This window comes from Blautia sp. AM47-4, from assembly GCF_003479865.1.
GTDB classification, from domain to species: Bacteria; Bacillota; Clostridia; order Lachnospirales; family Lachnospiraceae; genus Fusicatenibacter; species Fusicatenibacter saccharivorans.
In genome coordinates this window covers 1-22,667 of sequence record NZ_QUHY01000031.1, presented here as the reverse complement: position 1 = coordinate 22,667, position 22,667 = coordinate 1, and the positions used below count along the sequence as shown (strand labels likewise).

General features: G+C 45.1%; 21 protein-coding genes and 2 pseudogenes. 5 read left to right on the top strand and 18 right to left on the bottom strand.

Annotation, left to right across the window (positions count from 1 at the left end; translation table 11 throughout):
- Window positions 1–151: 151 nt before the first annotated feature.
- From DW965_RS15855 to DW965_RS19195, 14 genes and pseudogenes are all read right to left on the bottom strand, one after another.
- Window positions 152–1,546: an FtsK/SpoIIIE domain-containing protein gene (locus DW965_RS15855; RefSeq protein WP_119198600.1), complete on the bottom strand. Its 1,395-nt coding sequence runs from the start codon at window positions 1,544–1,546 to the stop codon at window positions 152–154.
- A 91-nt stretch (window positions 1,547–1,637) separates the two neighbouring features.
- Window positions 1,638–2,123, bottom strand: coding sequence for a DUF6560 family protein (locus tag DW965_RS15850; protein WP_004843350.1), 486 nt, complete (start codon window positions 2,121–2,123; stop codon window positions 1,638–1,640).
- 86 nt (window positions 2,124–2,209) lie between these two features.
- Window positions 2,210–2,593 (bottom strand): YdcP family protein, encoded by a 384-nt coding sequence (locus DW965_RS15845; protein WP_004843349.1) that lies wholly within the window; start codon window positions 2,591–2,593, stop codon window positions 2,210–2,212.
- Between the two features lie 15 nt (window positions 2,594–2,608).
- Window positions 2,609–2,935 (bottom strand): YdcP family protein, encoded by a 327-nt coding sequence (locus tag DW965_RS15840; RefSeq protein WP_004843348.1) that lies wholly within the window; start codon window positions 2,933–2,935, stop codon window positions 2,609–2,611.
- Window positions 2,936–3,169: 234 nt separating this feature from the next.
- A pseudogene (locus tag DW965_RS15830) lies at window positions 3,170–6,213 on the bottom strand (SrtB-anchored collagen-binding adhesin).
- Between the two features lie 426 nt (window positions 6,214–6,639).
- Entirely contained in the window at window positions 6,640–6,975 is a 336-nt protein-coding gene (locus DW965_RS19410; RefSeq protein WP_199681676.1) for an ABC transporter ATP-binding protein, read from the bottom strand.
- Window positions 6,963–7,457: an ATP-binding cassette domain-containing protein gene (locus DW965_RS19405; RefSeq protein WP_199681674.1), complete on the bottom strand. Its 495-nt coding sequence runs from the start codon at window positions 7,455–7,457 to the stop codon at window positions 6,963–6,965. Before DW965_RS19405 ends, DW965_RS19410 begins: the two co-directional genes overlap by 13 nt.
- Complete coding sequence (locus DW965_RS19400) at window positions 7,450–7,878, bottom strand: ABC transporter ATP-binding protein (protein ID WP_199681673.1); 429 nt, start codon at window positions 7,876–7,878, stop codon at window positions 7,450–7,452. Before DW965_RS19400 ends, DW965_RS19405 begins: the two co-directional genes overlap by 8 nt.
- A gap of 44 nt (window positions 7,879–7,922) precedes the next feature.
- Window positions 7,923–8,456 carry an ATP-binding cassette domain-containing protein gene (locus DW965_RS19395; RefSeq protein ID WP_199681671.1) on the bottom strand — a complete coding sequence of 178 codons (534 nt, stop codon included), beginning with the start codon at window positions 8,454–8,456 and terminating at the stop codon, window positions 7,923–7,925.
- Window positions 8,457–8,466: 10 nt separating this feature from the next.
- Window positions 8,467–9,720, bottom strand: a complete 1,254-nt coding sequence (locus DW965_RS15815; protein WP_055218827.1) for an ABC transporter permease — start codon at window positions 9,718–9,720, stop codon at window positions 8,467–8,469.
- Window positions 9,721–9,735: 15 nt separating this feature from the next.
- Complete coding sequence (locus DW965_RS15810; protein ID WP_118666835.1) at window positions 9,736–10,740, bottom strand: ABC transporter permease; 1,005 nt, start codon at window positions 10,738–10,740, stop codon at window positions 9,736–9,738.
- Window positions 10,741–10,839: 99 nt separating this feature from the next.
- Complete coding sequence (locus tag DW965_RS15805) at window positions 10,840–12,393, bottom strand: ABC transporter substrate-binding protein (protein WP_158582884.1); 1,554 nt, start codon at window positions 12,391–12,393, stop codon at window positions 10,840–10,842.
- 44 nt (window positions 12,394–12,437) lie between these two features.
- Window positions 12,438–12,767, bottom strand: coding sequence for a hypothetical protein (locus tag DW965_RS15800; protein ID WP_119198598.1), 330 nt, complete (start codon window positions 12,765–12,767; stop codon window positions 12,438–12,440).
- A gap of 13 nt (window positions 12,768–12,780) precedes the next feature.
- Entirely contained in the window at window positions 12,781–12,936 is a 156-nt protein-coding gene (locus DW965_RS19195) for a hypothetical protein (RefSeq protein WP_158582883.1), read from the bottom strand.
- Between the two features lie 146 nt (window positions 12,937–13,082).
- On the opposite strand from DW965_RS19195, the gene DW965_RS15795 reads away from it, so the two are divergent.
- Complete coding sequence (locus DW965_RS15795) at window positions 13,083–14,009, top strand: DMT family transporter (RefSeq protein WP_119198597.1); 927 nt, start codon at window positions 13,083–13,085, stop codon at window positions 14,007–14,009.
- A 302-nt stretch (window positions 14,010–14,311) separates the two neighbouring features.
- Window positions 14,312–15,802, top strand: a complete 1,491-nt coding sequence (locus DW965_RS15790) for an AAA family ATPase (RefSeq protein ID WP_119198596.1) — start codon at window positions 14,312–14,314, stop codon at window positions 15,800–15,802.
- 240 nt (window positions 15,803–16,042) lie between these two features.
- On the opposite strand, the gene pckA is transcribed toward DW965_RS15790, so the two are convergent.
- Complete coding sequence (gene pckA / locus DW965_RS15780) at window positions 16,043–17,647, bottom strand: phosphoenolpyruvate carboxykinase (ATP) (protein ID WP_118720534.1); 1,605 nt, start codon at window positions 17,645–17,647, stop codon at window positions 16,043–16,045.
- Between the two features lie 314 nt (window positions 17,648–17,961).
- Here pckA and DW965_RS22675 point away from each other — a divergent pair, with 314 nt between their 5' ends.
- A complete protein-coding gene (locus tag DW965_RS22675; RefSeq protein WP_330421235.1) occupies window positions 17,962–18,660 on the top strand; it encodes an MATE family efflux transporter in 699 nt (232 codons plus the stop codon).
- Window positions 18,636–19,295, top strand: coding sequence for an MATE family efflux transporter (locus DW965_RS22670; RefSeq protein WP_330421234.1), 660 nt, complete (start codon window positions 18,636–18,638; stop codon window positions 19,293–19,295). The genes DW965_RS22675 and DW965_RS22670 overlap by 25 nt, the downstream gene beginning before the upstream one ends.
- 10 nt (window positions 19,296–19,305) lie before the next feature.
- On the opposite strand, the gene DW965_RS15770 is transcribed toward DW965_RS22670, so the two are convergent.
- Entirely contained in the window at window positions 19,306–20,208 is a 903-nt protein-coding gene (locus DW965_RS15770) for an AraC family transcriptional regulator (protein ID WP_055228413.1), read from the bottom strand.
- A gap of 289 nt (window positions 20,209–20,497) precedes the next feature.
- Here DW965_RS15770 and DW965_RS15765 point away from each other — a divergent pair, with 289 nt between their 5' ends.
- Window positions 20,498–20,752 carry a heavy-metal-associated domain-containing protein gene (locus DW965_RS15765; RefSeq protein ID WP_022461058.1) on the top strand — a complete coding sequence of 85 codons (255 nt, stop codon included), beginning with the start codon at window positions 20,498–20,500 and terminating at the stop codon, window positions 20,750–20,752.
- Between the two features lie 122 nt (window positions 20,753–20,874).
- Here DW965_RS15765 and DW965_RS15760 read toward each other — a convergent pair whose 3' ends face one another.
- Both DW965_RS15760 and DW965_RS15755 read right to left on the bottom strand, forming a co-directional pair.
- Window positions 20,875–21,813 (bottom strand): hypothetical protein, encoded by a 939-nt coding sequence (locus DW965_RS15760; protein WP_119198594.1) that lies wholly within the window; start codon window positions 21,811–21,813, stop codon window positions 20,875–20,877.
- A gap of 229 nt (window positions 21,814–22,042) precedes the next feature.
- Window positions 22,043–22,506 (bottom strand): annotated as a pseudogene (locus tag DW965_RS15755) (low molecular weight protein-tyrosine-phosphatase).
- Between the last annotated feature and the right edge of the window lie 161 nt (window positions 22,507–22,667).

The following is a 22,667-nucleotide window of genomic DNA, read 5'->3' as shown; positions in this document are numbered from 1 at the left end:
GGCGACTTCACAGCCGATTTTTGCTAGAAAACCATGCCAGAAGCCTTATGTTTCCTATGTTTTTTGTCTATTGTCTATTTGCAAACGTACCCCTCTGTTAGATACCGAGGGGTTTTACCTGCTGGCGTGGCTTACGCCACACCAGCAACGGCTAGTCCGTGCCGTCGCCTTTCGCTTCGCACGTCGCCGTCACGTCCTGCCTTGCTTGTGCAAGAGAACCGATAGTCTGCAAAAAATCATGTCCTTTCGGGACTAAAGGCGTGTAAAATTCGCTGATAACGCTTGTTCCCACATCACAATAGCCACGCCCCTTGATACGCTTCTGGAAAAACTGCTTTTTCACATCTGAACCAAACAGCATACCGTAACCTAATTCGCTGATACGCCCAAGTCCCACACGGAAATTGAAGTTATCTCTGATACCGTCCGAGAAATACTTTGCGTCTGGACGCTGGCAGGCAACGATAAGGAAATAACCTGCTTGTCGCCCTAACATAACGATTTTCTTTAACTGGCTAAGTAGGCTCACGCTTTCTTTTGTCCCCAGCATTTCAAAAAATGCCACATATTCATCAAAGATAAGAAAGCAGGGTGGCAGTCCCAGATAGGCGTAGTTTTCGCCCGTCTTATAGTTCGGGTGTTGCTTCATTTCCTCACTTCGCTGTACCATTCCCTCATAAAAGGCATTGACACAATCAATCATTTCTTCTTTGGTGTGATACACATTTCCCATAACTGTCCCTAAGTCTGCAAGGTCAGCGTTCTTCGGGTCTAAGATGTAAAGGACAGCGTTGGTATGCAGTAAGGCTTCAATAAGCGTCAGCAGAAAATAAGTTTTACCGCCACCCGTTCCACCAGCAATCAGAGCGTGAGGGAGTGCGTCATATTCCCAGACAAGATTTTTCATCAGTTTCAGACAGCCGTTTTCTGCCCGTACTTCATCAATGGTAATGCGGTTCGCTATCATATCATAAAGCAGGGTATATTCAATATAGCCGTCATGCAGGGTCTTGTCGGTCAGCTCACAATATAAGCCACTTTCCAATTTATCCTCTAACCGTAAAAGCTGGTCTTGATATTTTCCCAGCGTAATTTCACAGCGGATATGAAGCAGTCCCTTTTCCATTTGATAATAAATCTTTGGAAACCAGACGATTTTTTCCCTTGATCTGCTTTGCAGGTCAGTAAAAAAACCGCTGTCTTGTACGGTATCGGCTTCATACCACTTATTTTCCAGTACCATTCTTGCCAGCTTTTGACGGTGCAGGAGCTTCTTGAAACTATCGTAACAGAAGTGGTAATACAGAAAAACGACCAATGCACAAACACCAGTCGCTATCAGTATAGTTATGAAGTTGTAAGGGGAAAGCGTCAAGCCGTTCTCTAACAAGCTGAAATGTTCCCAATCAGTACGCATGAGCTGTTTGATATTCAGTAGCAGGAGAACCGCCACGAATACAAACAGAAGCGTTCCTATGGAAAAGTGGTAGACAAGGTGCTTGTCGCTGGCTCTGATACGGTGTCCTTTGTTAAAAATCTTTTGCATAAATCAATCACTCCTTTCTGGGTATGAAAAAAGCAGTCAATCCTAAGACTAACTGCTAAAATAATATAACTGTTTATTTGGGCGAAACGTATTAGAGTAAATTTTTCTCTTTTAACATTTCAAGAAATTCTTTATATCCAACACAGTCGCAAGAAACTGTACAAATTTTTTTGTTTCCTACAAATATTTTCAATCCTATTTGCTCTTTTTCTGTGCAACGGGAAATATCATTAAATGAAATTTCTCTTGTTCTTCCAACAGCAGGAGTAATACGCAAATTATTTCCGTCAATTACTACCTTATGTCTTTTTAATGCCCACGCACAAAATTCAATCAATAGAACAAAAATAGCAAAAACAACAGAGTGTCCCACCGTATTATCAAATCCCATGAACAATCCTAAAGCTATTGCAATTCCTACCATTATCAATGAACAAATATGACATACTGTTTGATAGGCGTGTGATACAAAAACAGTATTTGTGAATTTTTCTTTTTTAGTTGCTTTTTGTGTCTTATCTAATACGAGAGATATAATAGGGACAACGAATACAGCAAATATAATAGCTCTTATCATAAACAGCACTCCTTATAATTAAATTTTTCATACCCATATTATAACAGTTTTATATATCCGCTACAACGAAAATCTATTCAGCAAGCCTATTTTTTCGGCTGTCCCTGCGGTGTATGGTTCTGTGGACTGCCTACGTTTTGATTGCCTTTATTCTTCAATACAATATCCTCTGCCTTTACATACCAGTCCACATCTGCACCCGTATAGGTCTTTCTTGATACCGTATCGGCTACTGGATTGACAAGCTCCACAACTGCATTGTACGGAAATTCTCTTAACGGTACTTCTGGCGGTACAGACACGGGGATAATTCCACCATGCAAACTGCACTTCAAATCATAGATACGCTTTTTAAGCTGGGTACTCGGTGTCCCGTCCTCATTCTGTAAGAACACATCACGCACCGCTGTAAATTTTAATTCTCCAAATGTTTTCTCTTTGTCAATAACAAACCCGTTTGATAATCTCATAAATTCTTCACTCCTTTACTTTTCTTCAACTGCTACAATATCATCAGCAACTAACACATAATCGGTATGTCCCATATCCCCGATTGCATAACCTCTGCCGTATAACTTCGGATTGACAAGTTTTACTTTCTGTTCATACTTGAACTTTTTTTCGCCAGCCTGCACGGGAATTTCTACCACAACATTTTCGCCTTTCTGTACGTCAGAATAAAGGTTATAGCTTCGTCTTGCTAAGACCCTGCGGTTATTTTTATCTCTTTCAAAGACTGGCTCACTTTCGCCTGCAAATTCAAGAGTTCCAAAAGACTGTACCATATCTGGCACGACATATTTCATTTCCATATTGTTTTACCTCGTTTCTTTCTATTTTTGATAAATTGATTGTGATTTCTTATTCTGGCGGTTTGGGAAGTACCAGCAATCCCACAGATAGTAAAGGGTAAAATCAATGCTTACGCACCCTTGACTATCCGTGTTCTTGCAGGTTGTTGGCAGACAAGCCAGAATAAGCGGAAGTCTGCCGTTTGACAACTTCGGCGGAGAGCGTGATTTTTCTTTTCTCATACCGTTACCGCCTTATGATTTTTTCATTTTACGGCGTTTGTAGAAGAAGATACCTGCCAGTCCAGCACCAGAGGTCAAAAGAAGTGCAAGCAGTCCGTAAAGGTTTGTGTTATCGCCCGTTTTGGGACTGTCGCTCGGTCTGTTTGGCTTTTCTGGTGTCGGTGGTGTTTCGGGTTTCTCTGGTTCTTTTGGCTTTTCCTTAAAGGTAATCGTCTGTCCCTTATCCTCAATATCCTTATGCTCGGTAACTTTCTTCGGATCGTCTGGATTGCTTAAATCGTACAATTCTTCAAAAGTTACAAGCTGTTTGCCGTCAAGGGAAGTAGCGTCAAGGGTAAAGGCAACTTCCACTTTCATAGTTTCGCTGTCAGCAGTAAAAGTGTAATCACTTTCCACACGTTTCCCATTGATAAGAAGCTCGGCATTTTCTTTTTTCAACATCTGCCAGCCCACCAGTTTGTACTGTGTACCGACTTCTAAGCCCTCTAAGGTTACGGTATCAATGATTGTTACCTCTTTTCCAGCTTCAAGCTCTTTGTTGCCGTCCTTATCGGTAGCAGTCGTATGAATTTTGATGATACGCTCTGTGATAAGTACGGTCTGCCCGTCGTCCTCAATGTCTTTATGCTCCGCAACTTTCACGGGTTCGTCTGGATTGCTGAAATCATACAATTCTTCAAAGGTAACAAGGTTCTTGCCACCTAAAGCAGACGCATTGAATATATAGGAAATTTCCACTTTCATTTCTTCATCATCAGCGACAAAGGTATAATCGTTTTCTACACGTTTCCCGTCAATGATAAGCTCGGCGTTTTCTTCCTTTAACATCTGCCAACCTTTCAACTGATACTTTGTGCCTTTTGTAAGCCCGTTTAATTTGACAGTATCAACGATTGTTACCTCTTTTCCTGCAAGGATAGTTTTTTCGCCGTCCTTGCTGGTCGCTGTGGTATGGATAGAGATTTCTTTTTCGTATTCATCAGTCAACGTTCCTAAATCAATCACAAGGTTATTTCTTGATACCACGATTTCAAAAGGTGGGATAAGTTCAAAGCCTTTGTTACTGTCGCAACGCATTTCTTCAATGATGTAGGTATCATAAGGTAATGCACCCTTGCTGTCGTCTGGTTCAGAAGTTCCAAACCACACACCGTCCTCGCTGGTCTTGCCTGCGTTGGTATTGTGCTTATGCGAAGCCCATTCAGAAGAAGTGGAAAACTGCCCGTTATCATCAGTTACAACTATATGATTTTCGCCCGTTGTCTTGCTTGTGATCCTAAAAGGAACATCAGCAAGACGCTTGTGTGTGCCTGCACCGATTTTTACACCCTCAATATCTCCACGCTTAATCTGATTATAGATAGAATGGGCTTCGTCGGTTAAGTCCACGATTTTTCCATTTTCTGTGATTGTAAAATCAATCGGTTTTGCACCGTCTGTCAAATATCCGTCTGGTGCTTCGCTCTCAACGATACGGAAGTTTCCATAAGGTAAAAGGTCAGCAGAAGTAGAAGCGATACCCTCAATATCGGTACGAATTGTCTTTACCACTTCATTTTTCTTATAGAGCTTGCCCTCAACCAATACTGCATTATCATTTAAGGAAATGATGTCAAAGGCAGTATCTTTTAAAGTTGCACTTCCTTGTGGTTTGGTATCGCCCGTTTCTAAATCTCGTTTCTGAATTTTCACACCGCCACGGATAACCTTATCTGATACGGAAAACTGGTTACTTCCAGATAATACGGCAAGGTCGCCGTCCTCGGTAATCTGTGTAAGGTATAAGTCTTTTATCTGTTCGGACTTATCGCCAGCCTGCATATATGCACCGTCTAACAAGTATCCGTTTGGAGCTTTTGTTTCTTCAACGGTTAGCGTTCCAAGTGGAAGAACCGCTTTACCGTCCTGCATATAGAAGCTATCGCCAGATACTTTGTATGCGTCCGCAAATTTTGTGATGTAGTGGGTTGACCCGTCGCTGTCTGTTTCAGCGATTGTCTTTGTAACCCATGTACGAGTAGCTTCGGCAGGGAGATTGTCTTTATTATAGAAGCCTGCATAATACTTCCATGTAAATTCCGCACCTGCTAGAGAAGCGTTCCCCTGCGGATTGTCTTTCTGTGTTTCCATATCAATCTTGAAAAGCTCAATCAACGTGTCCGTTACTTTTGGTGTATCAGATACTTTCAAAGTCGCTGTTTTTCCAGCTTCAACCTTTAAGGAATATATAGTTTTATCTACTTTATATCCTGCTGGTGCGGATAATTCCTTGATATAGACTGTGCCTGCTTTTACCTCTACAACATCTGTATTTCCGTTTTCATCAGTCGTAAGAGTGGCAAGCTGTTTCGTGCAGTTCTTATCAGAAAAGACACCGTATGTTGCACCAGCGATAGAGTAATTCCCGTTACCGTCTGTAATGCTGGTATTACTGGTAGCCTTTTTAAGTTTCGCATTTCCGATATTTAACTTCGCCCAGAATTGCCCCAATTCCTGCCCCTCGCCAGATAGATATAACCGCCACATTCATAACGTCCTTTATTTTCTTTGACAAAGGCTCTTGCACCAGAGAAAACTTCGTCCTGCGTTGCCTTTGGAATTTCATCATAAGAAGCTCTCACGTTGTCGCATTGCCAGCCAAGATGTACGCTCAATCTCTGCCAGACAACAAGCTGTCTTAAAAGGTAGGCGTGATTGTTGCTTATTCCGCTGTGGCTGTCTGTGTACTGTTTCACATATTCGATAGATAAGGCAACGTCGCTTATCTGGTCGGCACTCATACGGGTGCTTGCGTCAATTCTGGTCTTGTAGCCATTCCTAAAATCTGTGTTAATGTCGATACAGTAAGCGTCCTCGCCCTCGACGGTCAAATGTCCCTCGTTAAAAGTAGAACCAATCGAACCGTCATTCATTACTTTTTCAACGATACCGACACGCTCTTTTGACTCCGTCCAGTATTGCTTGCTTTCTGCATGAACGGGTGTCGTCGGTAAAGTAGTAACGACAGTTGCAAGAGCTAAGAAGCCAGTACACAATCGTTTTAACATCTTTTTCATAAATCTAATGCTCCTTTCATTTTGGGTAATAAAATAGCCGTCCAATAAGAACGGCTGGAAATAGAAAAGGAACGTCATGTTAGGCGTTCCATAGTCTATAAGTTATTCAATTTTTTCTTGTTTCAATACTGATGTGTTGTACCATATCTTTGCATATCTAGGAAAACTTGCGTATCAAGGCTCATTCGTTAGTAGTAAATAAGTAGTAAATTGATGTGTTTGTTTCCTTGAAAATGCTGATAGATACTGTGTTTTAGCGGATAATCAGATTTTTATTGTGTTTTTTCTTTAAAAAGCAATTTTTTCAGAAAAATTATTGACAAAAAGAGAAGACGGTACACTTTTTTTCCGTGCACCGTCTCTCTTTTCGCAAGACTCATATATGACGCAAAGCATGATTCCAGGGAAACAGCTTTCGTACCATTGTTATACTGTTGTCAGATCCCACGGTTCATAAATCTTTGGAACATCGCTGATCAGACGTTTGGTATACGCTGCTGTCGGGTGAAGAATTACTTCTTCTGCCGGTCCCGATTCCACAAATTTTCCATGCTCCATAATATAAACATTATCGGATACATAGTAAGCAAGACCAATATCGTGGGTGATGAAGATAATCGTCATATTGATCTCATCACGCAACTTCAGCAGCATATCCAGGATCGTTGCACGTGAGCAGGCATCAATCATAGACGTCGGCTCATCGGCAAGCAGAATCTTTGGTTTCAGAAGGAAAATACGTGCAATCATCAGTCGCTGCATCTGCCTCCTGACAGCTCAAATGGATATTTGTTTGTCAGTTCTGCGTATTTTAAGTTTACAAAGCTGCAGGCCTCTGTCATCAGACGTTCTTTTTCTTCTTTCGGCAGATTCTTGTCACCGCGCATATTAATGCAATCCAGCAGAACAGAATCTACACGTTTAAACATATTGTAGGAAGCAAACGGATCCTGGAAAATCGCCTGAATTCCCTTCCAGTACTCTTTTTTCTTCTTTCCGTTCGAGATGTCTCTTGGTTTACCCTGGAAATCAATTTCACCTTCCGTTACGCTGATCAGCCCGAGCAACATCTTCGAAAGGGTTGTTTTTCCGGATCCGGATTCTCCTACGATAGAAACAAATTCACCTTCATGAAAATCGAAATCAACATGGTCTACAGCGACCGTTTTTGCATCGCCAAAGCCAAACACTTTCGTTACGCCTCTTCCGGAGAGGCATGGTTTTAATTCTTTACCATCACGCATTTGCATACACCTCCCGAACCTTTCTCTCAGACATCAGGCAGCGGTACTCTCTTCCGTTCGGCAGTTCGATGACCTCTGGTTTCATACCGCGGCAGGTTGGCTGTGCATAAGGACAGCGGTCTGCGAAACGGCAGCCCTCCGGCGGATGCTTCAGGTTTGGCGGAGTTCCCGGAATTGCAGTCAGCTTCTGTTCTCTTACACCTTCCTCCGGAACGATGATCGATCCCATCAGACCTTTGGAATATGGATGCAGCGGATCGAATACCATTTCTTTTGCGGTACCTTTTTCTACAATCTGTCCAGCATACATAACCATAATATCATCGGTTACGTTGTAAAGAAGCGGCAGCTCGTGTGTGATGAAGATCATGGATTTGATAAATCCTTTTTCCATCAGATCACGCATCATTTTAATAACCATTTTCTGGGAAGTTACATCCAGCGCGGACGATGGCTCATCGGCGATCAGTACCTTCGGAGAAGAATGGTCGAAATTGCGATAACGGTTCTCTGTTTCATACCTCCGGAAAGCTCAACCGCATGCTTTTGCAGTACCTCCTCCGGCAGGCCTAAGATCTGAAAACGTTCTTTTGCCAGATCATAAATATCCTTTCTCGGCATTTTCGGATCATGCGCATGAATAACGTCTTCTACAAATCGGATGATTTTCTGTGTCGGGTTCAGAGCATTCATTGCTGCCTGCGGAATGTAGGCGATCTCATTGCCCAGAATATTTTTCCGGACATCGTCTGGTTTCATTCCGGAAATTTTTCTTCCATCTACGATAATATCGCCGCTGATGTAGTGAAGCGGTGCGAAATAATAGCCCATCAGGGACAGTGCCAGCGTCGATTTACCACAGCCGGACTCACCTGCTACACCGAGGGATTTTCCCTCCTCAATCTTCAGGGAGACTCCGTCTACGGCGTATACATCTTCATGAAAACGAGTTACATATTTCGTTTTCAGATTGTTTACTTCCAGCATTACTTTTCCCATAGCTGCCTCCTTAGTCTCTTAACTGCGGGTTGAATACCTGGTCAAGACCGGTGTTCATCAGGTTAAGAGAGAATGAAATAAGTGCGATTACAAGAATAACCGGGAAATATGCCCACCATGCACCGTTTAAGTGTGCATTGTACTGGGTTGCCCATTGCATCATAAGACCAAGTGTTGCAGTCTTTGTGGTTGCCGGTCCAAGTCCGATCATAGAAAGCTGTGCCTCTGCCAGAATTCCGGAGGAAATCTGGAGAATGAAGGCCATAACAACGTAGGATGCAACGTACGGAAGGATGTCGGTAAGGACAATCCGCAGCATGCTGTGGCCGGACAGCTTGGAAAGGTTTACATGGTCACGGTTTCGAAGAGAAATAACCTGGGAACGTACGGAACGTGTTGTCCACGGCCATGCGGTAATTCCGATCAGGAGTGCCACCATCATGATTCCCCTCTGAGACTCACCTACGCTGTAGGAGATGAGGATCAAGAGAACGAAGGATGGGATAACGGTGAACAAGTTGGTAAAGAACAGAATCAGGTTGTCCACAAAACCTCCAAGGTAACCTGCAAGAAGTCCGAGGAACAGTCCGATCACGGTTGCAATGATTCCCGCAACCAGACCAATTTTCAGGGATGAACCTGTTGCAGAGATCAGCTCGGTCAAAACATCACGACCAAAGTTATCTGTACCAAGAACAAAGTTCTGACGGTTAATGACATCTTTTTCATTGATGTACTGCTTGCTGTCGATGCTCTGAACCTCTTCCAGCTCACCGGTCTCTTCATTTTTCTCGGCAATAATAGTTGGAACATCTTCTAAAATACCATCGATCTCTTTGTCGAGACGCTGATATTTTTTCTTTTTTGCTGCGATAAGGCCTTTCTGTTCTGCATTTGGGTCATATTTTTCCTCCCAGAGAGCAATCAGACCTTCTGCATCGGTAACATCGATTTCACTGGCATCTACACCGCCGTATTTTTCCAGCCATTCTGCCATCATAGAACGGTTGTCCATTGTCAGTTTGCTTTCAACGATGGATGCGGTTGCATCAACATTCATCTTATACGTTTTGCCGGAATTTACAGTGTCCTGAATCGAAAGATAGGTACCCGGTTTGAAAAAGTTTCCGTTTCCGATCATTGCCAGCGGATCTTTTGCCACAACAAGCGGATAGATGATAATAGTCAGGAGAATTGCCAAGAAGATTACAAATCCTGTCACGAATTTTCCTGAATGAAAAATCTGTTTGATTGTATTTTTCATAGCGTATTCTCCTTTCTAATCCTGCTGGGATGCTTTGACACGTGGGTCAATGACTGCATACAGAAGTTCAACAAGCAGGTTGGCCAGCAGAACCATGATAGTAATGATTAACGTACAGGCAGAAAGCAGCGGATAATCCTGGCCGGTAACTGCTGAGAGCATCGTTGTTCCAAGTCCCGGATAACTGAATACCATCTCAGCTACCAGGTTACCGCCGATCATGGTACCAAGGGACATTGCAAGACCGGTGATCTGCGGAAGCATTGCGTTACGGAACACATATTTCACAATCGTATGATCCTTGATTCCAAGGAAACGACTGTATTTTACATAGTCGGCATTCAATTCATAAATTGACATGGAACGCATACCAATAGCCTGGCCGCCGATTGTGATGATTACGATAGACCAGAACGGCAACTGGTAATGTGAAAGCACAGATTTCATAAAAGCAAGGCTCATATGCGGAATCATACTGCTCGCATAGCCGCCTGCTGCAGGTGCAATATGTAATTTCAGTGAGAAAATAAATAAAAGTACGGTTGCCATACCAAAGGCAGGTACGTTACTGATAAACAGGAATGCCGGAAGGATTGCCTTATCGAAAACACCTTTCATGTAAGCTGCAATTGCACCAAGCAGGTTACCAAGAATCCATCCAACAATAATGGCCGGAAGCTGTAAACATATGGTCCACAGAACCGAACTGGAAATAATATCGGATACGGTACGCGGATACTGGCTGAAAGAAATGCCGAAATCACCGCGAAGTGCATTTTTTACCCAGGTAAAAAACTGGACATACATTGGTTTGTTAATACCAAATTTCGCTGCATAGTCTTCATATACTTTCTGAATTGCAGTCGCATCGGTCATACCTTCTACCGATTTGGACGCAATAGTTGAAACCGGATCGCCCGGCATCAGACGCGGAAGAATGAAGTTCAGCAGCACTGCAAAGACTAACGTCAAAAGATACCACATGATCTTCTGCGTATAATACTTTTTCATTCCTTTCATAGAGGAACCCTCCTTCTGATTTTGTAAAAGCGGCCGGAGCACCCCGGCTCCGGCCGCCTCTGTTACAATTCAGTGTGTGCTTTCTTTCTGTTTGGCAAATCAGCCGTCAATCAGTTCCAGATTGTACAGTGCTGCTACGCCATAACCATCGGTGCAGTCCATCGGAGGAACATTGGTTCCATCGTCTTTCTGCGGATAGTTGGTCCATACGGACTCGTTTACTTCGTGGAATACCTGCGGTCTGTACATCAGCGGTACACACGGGCAATCTTCCAGCATAATCTTGGAAAGTTCTGTATAGTAATCTTTCAGTTTTGCATCATCGGTCTCATGAGGAATTGCTGCAAGGATTTCATCTACACGGTCGTTCTGATAATGACCGAAGTTACCACTGAAGTTAACCTCAAGATCGTTGTAATCAGAGCTCATGAAGAAACGGCATCTCATGTACGGGTTGGCAACCGATGTACCAGGGCCGGACTGCATGGTGATTTCGAAGTTTCCGGTACTGTAATCCGTGCTGTAGTTTGCTGCTTCCGGGAAGTAGGTCTCAATGTTGATACCAATATTCTTTCCTGCTGCTGCTACGATTTCAAGGGTTGCATTCCAGTCAGACCATCCTGTCGGGCACTCAGCCTTATAGGAAAGGTTCTTTCCGTTGTACTCACGGATTCCGTCTCCGTCGGTGTCTACGATTCCGGCATCGTCCAGAAGCTTCTTAGCACCTTCTACATCGGCATTGGACCACTGATACTCTTTTAAGGCATCCTGATCCACCATAGCCTGCTCAGCATCGGTCGGGTTCATGACAGAACGCGGAACATCTGCGAAGGTAGGAGACTGTCCGGACATTGCTGAAGAAATAACCTGATCGTAGTCAACTGCCATAGCGATTGCCTTACGAACAGCTACCTGATCCAGTCCTTCTACTTCTGTATTAAAGAACAGGGTAGGCATTGTCATACACAGCTGATACGGTGCTTCATCAACATAGGTAGAAATCGGAAGATCCTGCTCTAACCACAATTTCTGAAGGTCTGTGATGAATATCTGTGCCACATCAATATCACCATTCTGGAATGCGGTGGTAGCTGCTGCGTTATCTTTAAAGATCGGGTGAGAAATATATTTCGGAACCGGAAGCTTACCCCACATGGAATCTGCCTGTCCCCAATAATTATCATCGCGGATCAGAACTACGTTCTGGTCATTGTCAAAGTATTTTTTGTACGGTCCGGAAGTTACCAGATCGTCCATCTTATCCATTTTAATTGCTTCAGCATCGTTGTTGTTTCTGTCAGCTACGGTCTTCAGATAGTTTTCCTGCATGATATAAAGCATTGGAAGATATCTTTCCGCAAGAACCGGGTTAACTGCTTCGCCGGAGTCATCGGTTGTCAGTTTGAAGACTACGGTACTGTCATCCTGTGCAACAACATCTGCAATGTAGCTCTTCATTTCAGCGCCGGTAGAAGAATTGTAATCTACATGTGCATGATAGGTAGCTGCTACATCTTTTGCAGTAACCGGTGTGCCGTCATTCCATTTTGCGTCAGCTTTGATTTTCACTGTGATCTCGGTACGATTGTCGTTCCACACTGGATCTCCGTCTGCAAGCAACGGATACATTTTTGCATCCAATGGATTCCACATATAAAGAGTTTCATAAACAAGTACACGTGAAGCATCGCCCTGTGCTATAACCATTGCATTGTTTGAGTTTGCGGACATTGGGTTGTAATCGTTGACGGTACCCCACTGCTGTCCTGCGAAGTAAAGAGTTTCATTTCTTGGAGCTCTCCTACCACATCATCTGAACCTGTGGTATCTTCGCTGGAAGCATCTGCTGTGCTGGAAGATGCTGCTGTGGCATCGCTTGATGCATCTGCTGTTCCGCTGGAGGATGCTGTTGCTCCTCCGGATGAACCGGTGCTTGTACTTCCACTGTCTCCACATCCAGCAAGCATCGTTCCTGCCATTGTCACTGTCATTAACAGTGCAAGGACTTTCATGTTACGCTTTTTCATACTTTTTACCTCCTTAAGGTTTTCGTTCTTGCTTGATGAGTTCATTATACACAAAGGCTGTTAGAAAAACAGTGTCTATTTTTTGTTTTTGGTGTTCTTTTTTTGTTTTGCGTTGGTTGAGTTGCTTATTTTTTCCTTTATAATTTTCTTTGTTCTGCTCACTTTTCACATATTCATTTTCGCAACATCTGCACTATTTCGTCATTATGATTATTTGTACCATTTTTCCGTCTTTTCCGACATTTTTCCGTTCGCTTTTTCCATCTGTTTATGCTATGATGAATATCGTATCAATTTCAGGAGGTTTTTTCTATTATGAATACTGTTTCTCATAAGTACCGACAGTCAGCGCTTCTGCTTCTGACCGCTGCGATCTGGGGTTCTGCCTTTGTCGCACAGCAGACCGGTATGGATTATGTCGGACCTTTTACGTTCAACGCGGCACGAAACCTGCTCGGCGGACTTACGCTTCTTCCGCTGATTGTCTTTTTCTCCTCGCGTAAAAAGCGAACCCTACCGCCAGATGCTTCGTCAGAAAATGGCACACAGCCAAAAACACTCTGGGCGGGCGGTATTCTCTGCGGCATCGCACTGTTTGTCGCCTCGACCCTGCAGCAGATCGGCATCCAGTACACAACCGTCGGAAAGGCCGGTTTTATCACTGCACTTTACATCGTCCTTGTTCCGGTCTGCGGCCTGTTCCTCCGAAAACGAGTACAACCGAAGGTCTGGCTCGCAGTTCTCATTGCCGTTGCCGGTCTCTATCTGCTCTGCATGACAGACGGATCCTTCTCTTTGCAGAAGGGTGATCTTCTTGTGCTTGCCTGTGCGCTCGGATTTACCATACATATTCTGGTTATTGATCATTTTTCTCCGCTTGTCGACGGCATCAAAATGTCCTGCATTCAGTTTTTTACCTGTTCGATCCTGTCCGCTGTCTGTATGGTTCTCTTTGAAACCGTAAACTTCTCCGATCTTCTGCACGCCTGGATGCCGATTCTCTATGCCGGAATTCTCTCTTCAGGTGTTGGCTATACCCTGCAGATCATCGGGCAGAAAGGATTAAATCCTGCCACAGCTTCTCTGCTTATGAGCCTGGAATCCGTTTTTTCTGTTCTTGCCGGTTGGATTCTCCTTCATCAGGCTCTCTCCGCTCGCGAGCTCTCCGGCTGTATTCTGATGTTTGCAGCGATCGTGCTGGTACAGCTTCCGAACTTTCACAAAGCCAATGCTGTTTCCTGATGTTATTCCTTTTTCAGTGTAAGAAAGATTTCTGTTTTGCGAGCTTCTTTCTTACGGCAGCTTGCTTTGATGACATAATTCCCCTCCGCCGCAGCGTGATCCTGTCCGGAGGCTTTTTTACGCCATCCGAAAATTTAACCGAATCAAGTAAGTCCCCGGCTTCCATTGCGAATATCCGCCTGCCTAACATTTTTATAGCATAAAAATACAAAATTCTGCATATTGATTGCAGGATTTTTTAATTCGTGCTACACTGTTTTTATTGTACCAATAAGCACTTATTTTTATTAGGAGGTTCTGTCATGCCCGTTTTTGATTTCAGCAATTCCCCGGAAAAAACAAAAGTTTCCGAATGTACGTATACTGTTTTCCGCACAAACGCACCGTTTACTTCTCCGGATCAGCCGATCCTAATTCTGGATACAAAAGAGAAGGCTTTCCCGCATCATCCCTGCGGTATTTTCACAAACCCATCCAAACGGACCTCGTTTGAATTTAAAGATGAAGAAGAATCCTTCATTGCCGACATTCTTCAGATCGATGCCCGTTTTGTCAGCCTTTTAAAATGGCTCGGTGAAAACCATATCAATGTCCGCCTTTCCGGTACACAAACATCCGACGGTTATGCAGTTTACAAAATCCGCGAGATCGCTTTCGGTGGCGGCGCAAAGCTTTCGGCTGAGGATGGATTTTTACAGTTTATGATTGAACGTCTCCTCGCCAGCAATGCACCGGAGGAAGAAATCGAAGATGAAGACCAGGAAGAAACCGGTGACAGCATGAAACTCACCAGCATCCAATCCATTACTGATTTTATGAACTGTGCCGGAAGAACGCTGCCGGATAATATCCGCCTTTGGGCGCGTCGAAATCTCGCTGTTGCCCGATCCCACGAGGTTTCTCCGGAGGAGCGGCGTCACGCACAGCGCGCTCTTTCCATGATGATGAATATCCAGTGGAAAAGCAATTATTTTGAAGCCATTGATCCGGTAGAAGCACGCCGGATCCTTGATGAAGAACTGTACGGCATGGAACGCGTGAAGCAGAGAATTATCGAAACTATCATTCAGATTAACAGGACTCATACGCTGCCGGCCTATGGTCTGTTGTTGATCGGTCCTGCCGGAACTGGAAAATCACAGATTGCTTATGCCGTTGCGCGTATCTTAAAACTGCCGTGGACAACACTCGATATGAGTTCAATCAATGACCCGGAACAGCTGACCGGAAGCTCCCGCATTTACGCAAACGCAAAACCGGGAATCATCATGGATGCTTTTTCCATGGCCGGCGAATCCAACCTCGTCTTTATCATCAACGAACTCGACAAGGCTGCCTCCGGCAAGGGTAATGGAAACCCGGCAGACGTTCTGCTGACCCTTCTTGACAATCTTGGTTTCACCGACAATTACATCGAATGTATGATCCCGACCGTCGGTGTATACCCGATCGCAACCGCAAATGACAGAGACCAGATCAGTGCTCCGCTGATGTCCCGCTTCGCTGTGATCGAAATTCCGGATTACACACCGGAAGAAAAGAAAATCATTTTCTCCCGCTATGCACTTCCAAAAGTGTTAAAACGCATTGGCATGAAAGAAAATGAATGCATTCTGACACCGGAAGGACTCGATGCCGTAATCTCCTGCCACGAAAATACAAGCGGTATCCGTGACCTTGAGCAGGCTGCTGAGCATATCGCAGCAAATGCACTATATCAGATAGAAGTCAACCATGTTTCCTCTGTTACCTTTGATGCAGAAATGGTACGTGAACTGCTCTTGTCCTGCTGATCTGCCTTATTTTCTATTTTGAAGGCGTATCAGGGTACGGCGAAAACCAGTGACGCAACAATTCACGCTCTGTGGTGCTGAAATTTTTTGCATTATTTTAGAGTGTGCTGTAAAATAGTTTCCTGTCCCATCAGTCTGTACTTTCGGGCCGGGAACTATTTTATTTCTCCAGATATTTTCATAAAAGGAAGCCCCTGACACTTTCATGTCAGGGGCTTCCTTTCGGTCAATTCAGAAAATTTATTTCTGCGGGCCAGCGGAAACAAGTGCTTTACCAGCAGCGTTTCCTTCGTATTTTGCAAAGTTCTTGATGAATCTTTCAGCCAGATCCAGTGCTTTGGTCTCCCACTCGGAAGCATCAGCATAGGTATCGCGAGGATCCAGGATAGCCGGATCAACGCCCGGAAGTTCAGTCGGAACTTCGAAGTTGAAGTACGGAATAGTCTTCGTCGGAGCTTCGTTGATAGCACCGCTTAAGATTGCATCGATGATTCCACGGGTATCACGGATGGAGATACGTTTTCCGGTTCCGTTCCAGCCTGTGTTAACCAGGTATGCTTTTGCTCCGCTCTTCTCCATTTTCTTAACAAGCTCTTCTGCATATTTGGTTGGGTGCAGTTCCAGGAATGCCTGGCCGAAGCATGCAGAGAAGGTAGGAGTCGGCTCGGTAATTCCGCGCTCGGTTCCTGCAAGTTTTGCAGTAAATCCGGACAGGAAGTAGTACTGAGTCTGCTCTGGTGTCAGAACAGATACTGGCGGAAGTACGCCGAATGCATCTGCGGACAGGAATATAACATTCTTAGCTGCCGGTGCAGAAGAAATCGGGCGAACGATGTTCTCAATGTGGTTGATCGGATAAGATACACGAGTATTCTCGGTTACGCTCTTATCATTGAAGTCGATCTTGCCTGCTGCATCAACGGTAACGTTCTCAAGCAGAGCGTCACGTCTGATTGCATTGTAGATGTCCGGCTCAGACTCTTTGTCCAGGTTGATGACTTTTGCATAGCAGCCGCCCTCGAAGTTGAATACTCCGTTGTCGTCCCAGCCGTGCTCATCATCACCGATCAGAAGACGTTTCGGGTCTGTGGAAAGAGTTGTTTTTCCTGTTCCGGAAAGTCCGAAGAAGATTGCGGTGTTCTCACCGTTCAGGTCTGTGTTTGCAGAGCAGTGCATGGAAGCGATGCCCTTCAGCGGCAGATAGTAGTTCATCATGGAGAACATACCTTTCTTCATCTCTCCGCCGTACCATGTGTTGACGATAACCTGCTCACGGCTTGTGATGTTGAATACTACTGCTGTCTCAGAGTTCAGACCCAGCTCTTTGTAGTTCTCAACTTTTGCTTTGGATGCGTTGTAAACAACGAAATCCGGCTCGAAGTTCTCAAGCTCTTCTGCTGTAGGTTTGATGAACATGTTAGTTACGAAATGTGCCTGCCAAGCTACCTCAACGATGAAGCGGATAGCCATACGGGTATCTTTATTTGCGCCGCAGAATGCATCTACAACGAACAGTCTTTTGTTGGAGAGCTCTTTTTTGGCGATCTCTTTTACTGCTGCCCATGCTTCCTGGGTTGCCGGATGGTTATCGTTTTTGTACTCATCAGAAGTCCACCATACAGTATCTTTCGAGTTCTCGTCCACAACGATGTATTTGTCTTTCGGTGAACGGCCTGTATAGATACCGGTCATAACGTTAACTGCACCAAGCTCTGTCTCCCGGCCTTTTTCATAGCCTTCCAGCTCTGGTTTTGTCTCTTCCTCAAATAACTGCTCATAAGAAGGGTTGTACACAATTTCTGTGGTACCGGTGATGCCATACTTTGTTAAATCGATCTGTGCCATCTTGTAATTAACCTCTTTCCTTTGATAGTAATACTGCTTCATTCTGCAAAATGCAAAAATTTGAAGGTATCCTTTTTAAGAAACCGGACCAGCCGGCCTCTTCTACTCTAATTATACATAAAAGGCCAAAAAAATCAACTGAAAATCTTCCGTTTTTTTACAGAACGTGTCCCAAAATCTGTAAAAATTTTATAAACTTCGATTTTTCGAAATTTTCTGACAATTGCACTTTTGTACACTTCATCCTGCAAATTGACATTTTTTGATTTTTTATGTTATAATATTAATAATTATGTTCGGAAAGAAGTTTCTTTATGTATTACGATCTGACCCGCGGGAAAATCTCCCGCTCTCTTATCCTGTTTGCCCTGCCGATGATCGCAGGAAATTTGTTGCAGCAGTTTTACAACATTGCCGACACCCTGATCGTCGGACGCGTTCTCGGAAGCAATGCGCTCGCCGCCGTCGGCTCCTCCTATACGCTGATGACGTTTCTGACTTCCATTTTTCTCGGCCTGTCGATGGGCGCCGGTGCGCTCTTTTCGATTTATCAGGGACGAAAAGATCTTTCTTCTTTAAAACTTTCAATTCTCCACGCGTTTCTGCTGATCCTTGCCGTTACGCTCGTGCTGAATCTCGCTGTTTATGCAGGCATCGAGCCGATCCTTACGTTTCTTCGCGTCCCGGATGAAGTCCGTCCCGGCATGCGGACGTATCTTCTGATTATCTTTGCCGGCCTTATTGCAACATCCGTATACAATTTCTTTTCCTGTATGCTGCGCGCGCTCGGAAACTCTTCTGTGCCGCTGATTTTTCTCGCTGTCTCTGCTGTGCTGAACATTGCACTGGATCTGCTCTTTGTCGCTGTACTGCCGTTCGGCATCGCAGGCGCGGCGCTCGCTACGGTTCTTGCGCAGTATGTGTCCGCCGTCGGTATTCTGCTCTATGTGCTGCTCCGCTGCCGCATGTGGCTGCCGTCAAAAAAAGAATGGCGTTTCAGCATTCCATTTTAAAAGAGATTCTGAATCTTTCTTCGATGACCTGCATTCAGCAGTCGGTCATGAATTTCGGCATTCTGATGGTACAGGGGCTCGTCAACAGCTTCGGTCCGGCGGTCATGGCGGCATTTGCGGCCGCGGTGAAAATTGATACCTTTGCCTATCTGCCGGTGCAGGATTTCGGAAATGCCTACTCCACTTTCACCGCACAGAATTACGGGGCCGGAAATCACGAGCGGATCCGGCGCGGCACGAAAGATGCTTTTGCACTGAGCGCTGCTTTTTCCATCGTCATTTCTCTGCTTGTCAATCTGTTCGCGCATCCGCTGATGCAGATTTTCGTGAAAGCATCAGAAATGGAGGTCATCGCGATCGGCGTACGGTACCTGCGGCTGGAAGGCTCGTTCTATCTCGGCATCGGATGGCTGTTTCTGCTGTACGGGTATTACCGCGCTGTCAAACGCGCCGAGATGTCGGTTGTTCTGACCGTCATTTCGCTTGGCATGCGTGTGGCGCTGGCATACCTTTTCTCCGCCACGGCGCTTGGCGTTGCCGGAATCTGGATCGCCATTCCGATCGGCTGGGCACTGGCTGATATGACCGGACTTTTCTTCCTGCGGCGTGCATTCCGATCGCAGAAGCCTGCATAAGTTCCGAATCTTATATCGCAGTACGGTTTTCTGCGGATAAACTGCGGAACTGCCCCGGCGTCTGGTGCATGCGTTCCTGGAAGACGCGGTTAAAATAGCTGATATTTCGGAATCCGCAGTCGCTCGCAATCTTGCTGATCGCCTCCTCGGTGGAAAGCAGCAGCCGGCAGCTCTCGGCAATCCGCAGGTTATTGACATACGTCACGGCGGAAATATGCATAATCGACTTAAAGAAGCGGCAGAAAGCGCTCTCACTCATATGAAACTGGCTCGCCAGTTCCGCGATTTCGAGATCCTCACAGAAATGAGCATTCATGTATGTGAGGATCTCTTTCATTCTGCTGACACGGTAATTCGTCGAGGCATCCGTTTTTCCGCCGTTCTTTTCTGCCGCACTGTAATATCCCTGCCAGATTTTCAGAAGTTCCGCTTTTAACAGCAGCTCCCAGCCCGGTTCTTTTCTTTCCTGCAGATTTCGGATCTCCTGCATGGCCTGTGCCGTTTTTTCTGCAAGGCGTGTCCCCCGCTCTGTCTTGGATGGAAAACGGATCTCGGAGGACAGCACTGGTTCGATATACTGCTGCTGGATTCGGTCAAGCGATGTGCCGGACAGAAAACGCGGCTGGAATACAACGGCAAGAAACGTAAATTCCTGTCCGTCGATTCCCTCTACCTCATGCAGACGGTTTGCATTGACAAAGGCGGTCTCACCTTCCCGCAGGAGAAAGGTCTCGGTATCCATATGAAAAACAGCTTCGCCCTTTACTGCATAAAAGAGCTCCACTTCCTCATGCCAGTGGCAGTACACCCGCACGGTACTCTGCAGGTCTGTCTCGAAAACGTGAATGCTCAGCGGAAAAAGCTCATCACCGTGGGGCTGTGTTTCTTTTCGGTAATTCATCTGTGAGAGCATATTTTTGTCTCCTCTCTTGTTTTGCTCTGCTGTCCCAATTGTAACACGAACTTTGCGATTCCGGCAAGTTTCCATGTTCTGCCGGCGAATCGCCCTTCCATGACCGTATTTTTCCTTCTTAAATGATAATAATTATCATATTTTATCAGCTTATTGACATTTCTTTTCATCCGCGCTATATTTTAGATACCCCGATAGGGTATGTGATTTCAAATTTTTCATCAAATCCCAGGAATACAGTCCGGCACGCTTTCGTTTCGCTGTATTCCCGGAAGAAAGCAGGTATTGTATGATTAAAACAGTCTTAAAAATTGATGGTATGATGTGCGGCATGTGCGAATCCCATATGAATGATGTAGTCCGCAAGAGCTGCTCTCCAAAGAAAGTAAACTCTTCTGCAAAAAACGGCGAGACCGTTGTCATCAGCGAAGCGCCGCTCGATATTCCGTATCTGAAACAGCAGATCAAGGACATCGGATATGAGCTGGTTTCGTATACGAGTGAGCCGTATGAGAAAAAGGGATTTTTCCATTTCGGACGATAAGCGGATTTCATGCCTTTCCTTTTGCAGTTTGTGCGTCGGAAAAAAGCACCGTTTCAGAAGTTTATTTCCTTTTGGAAATCTGCCTCTGAAACGGTGTTTTCTATTTTTTATCTATGATTTGATCAGCCGCAGCAGCATCCGCAGGACGGCGGCGTTTCTTTCTCCTCTTTTTTCGGAGATTCTGCGCCCAGATCGTACCAGGTCGGGTCGATGTCGAATCTGCGGTTGTTTCCAAGATAGATCGGATGGGTCGGGTCTGAGGACGGGTAGGCGCGCTCGGTCGAAACCTTCCACTGTGCATCCCAGTCAATCTTCGGAAGTGCCAGATCGTAGTGTGTGCTGGCGCGGAAGCCGTCTTCCTCTCCCTCAATTCTTCCCTTGGCGTCTGCCGGCGGCACGGCAAAATCTGCAAAGAAGGTGTTCACACCGTCGAAATGGCCTTCGTTGCTTCTGGAGAAGGAACTGCGGTATACCGCGTTGTTGATATTATCGAAGAGCCAGAGATTCATCTTGTCAATCTCTTCCCGCAGCTCCACCGGATACAGCTCCGGCGCGCCTTTTTTGTGCCATGGGCGGAAGTTGACCTCGAAATAAGTGGTCAGCCAGTTGTAATCGTTGTTGACTACCTTTCCCGTCGTTGTGTCGATCAGCGCCGGAACGGTCGTTCTTCCCTGGTAATCATCATCAGCACGGTAATACGCCTCAGAGATGAACTGATCACCGAGCACCGGGTCGATGTTGTTTTCATTGTAAACGTATTCCCAGCCAAGGTTTTTCTCATGCGGGGCATGTTCTACCATATTGACGGAAATCTGATCTTCCAGGCCCTCCAGCTCTCTTACGATCGCCGCGCGGTTGGACCAGTGGCACAGCTTTGCCCAGACGAGACGGTATCTCTTATTACCTTCTGCCTTCAGATCGTTTTCACCGTCGCCGAACGGAGTCGTGAAGTGATTCGGCTGTCTGCGGAAATAGCCGTTTTTGTCGATCTCCGATACGGTTTCTTTTGGTCTTACGCGGATTTTTCTTCCATTTACAATCTCATAATCATAATTCGCCATTGATTTTCTGCCTCTCTTTCGCGTGTTCTATCGAATGAATTTTCAAATAGGAAAGCTTTTGTTTCCCTATTATTTCGCTATGTTTTCTATGCAGTTATCATACCATATCTGTCTGGTTACGTCTAATTGCTAATTCTTTAGAGCGGCTATAGAATTTTCTTATATTAAAAGGCCAGTGCCGCATTCTCTGCAAATGGGCACTGGCCTTGTTTTCGGCGCTTTTTGTTTTTCAGATTTTTCCTTCCCGGCGCAGATACACCAGAAAGCCGTTGCATCCCTCCACGACATCGCGGTACGTCGCCTCAAAATCTCCCGTATACCACGGATCCGCAATATCGCGGCCGGAACCGGCGAAGGAAAGAAATTTGTAAACCTTTCCATCCGGATCATTCTTCAGCATCCGGTTCAGATTGCGGATATTCGCGGTATCCATGCCGATGATGTAGTCGGCGCGCTCGTAATCCTTCCATGTAATCTGCTTTGCGTGATGCGGCACGAGCGGAATGTGCTCCTCGCGCAGTTTATTGACTGTCCCGTAGTGCGGCGGATTGCCGATCTCCTCGCGGCTGGTGGCGAAGCTGTCGATTTCAAAATTGTGGCAAGGCCGAGGGAATTTACTTTGTGGGTGAATACGCTCTCAGCAAGAGTCGAGCGGCAAATATTGCCGTGGCAGATAAATAGTACTTTAATCATCTTTTTATATCTCCATTTAAGTCTTGTATTTCTTCTCAAAAGCTTGATATTTCACAATGTCATTAACTTAAAAGCAGAAGATATTTATTCCGAAATGGATTAGATATCTTCTGCTTTTTTTGATATGCTTATATTGTAAAAAGAAGCCATGAACCTGCTCA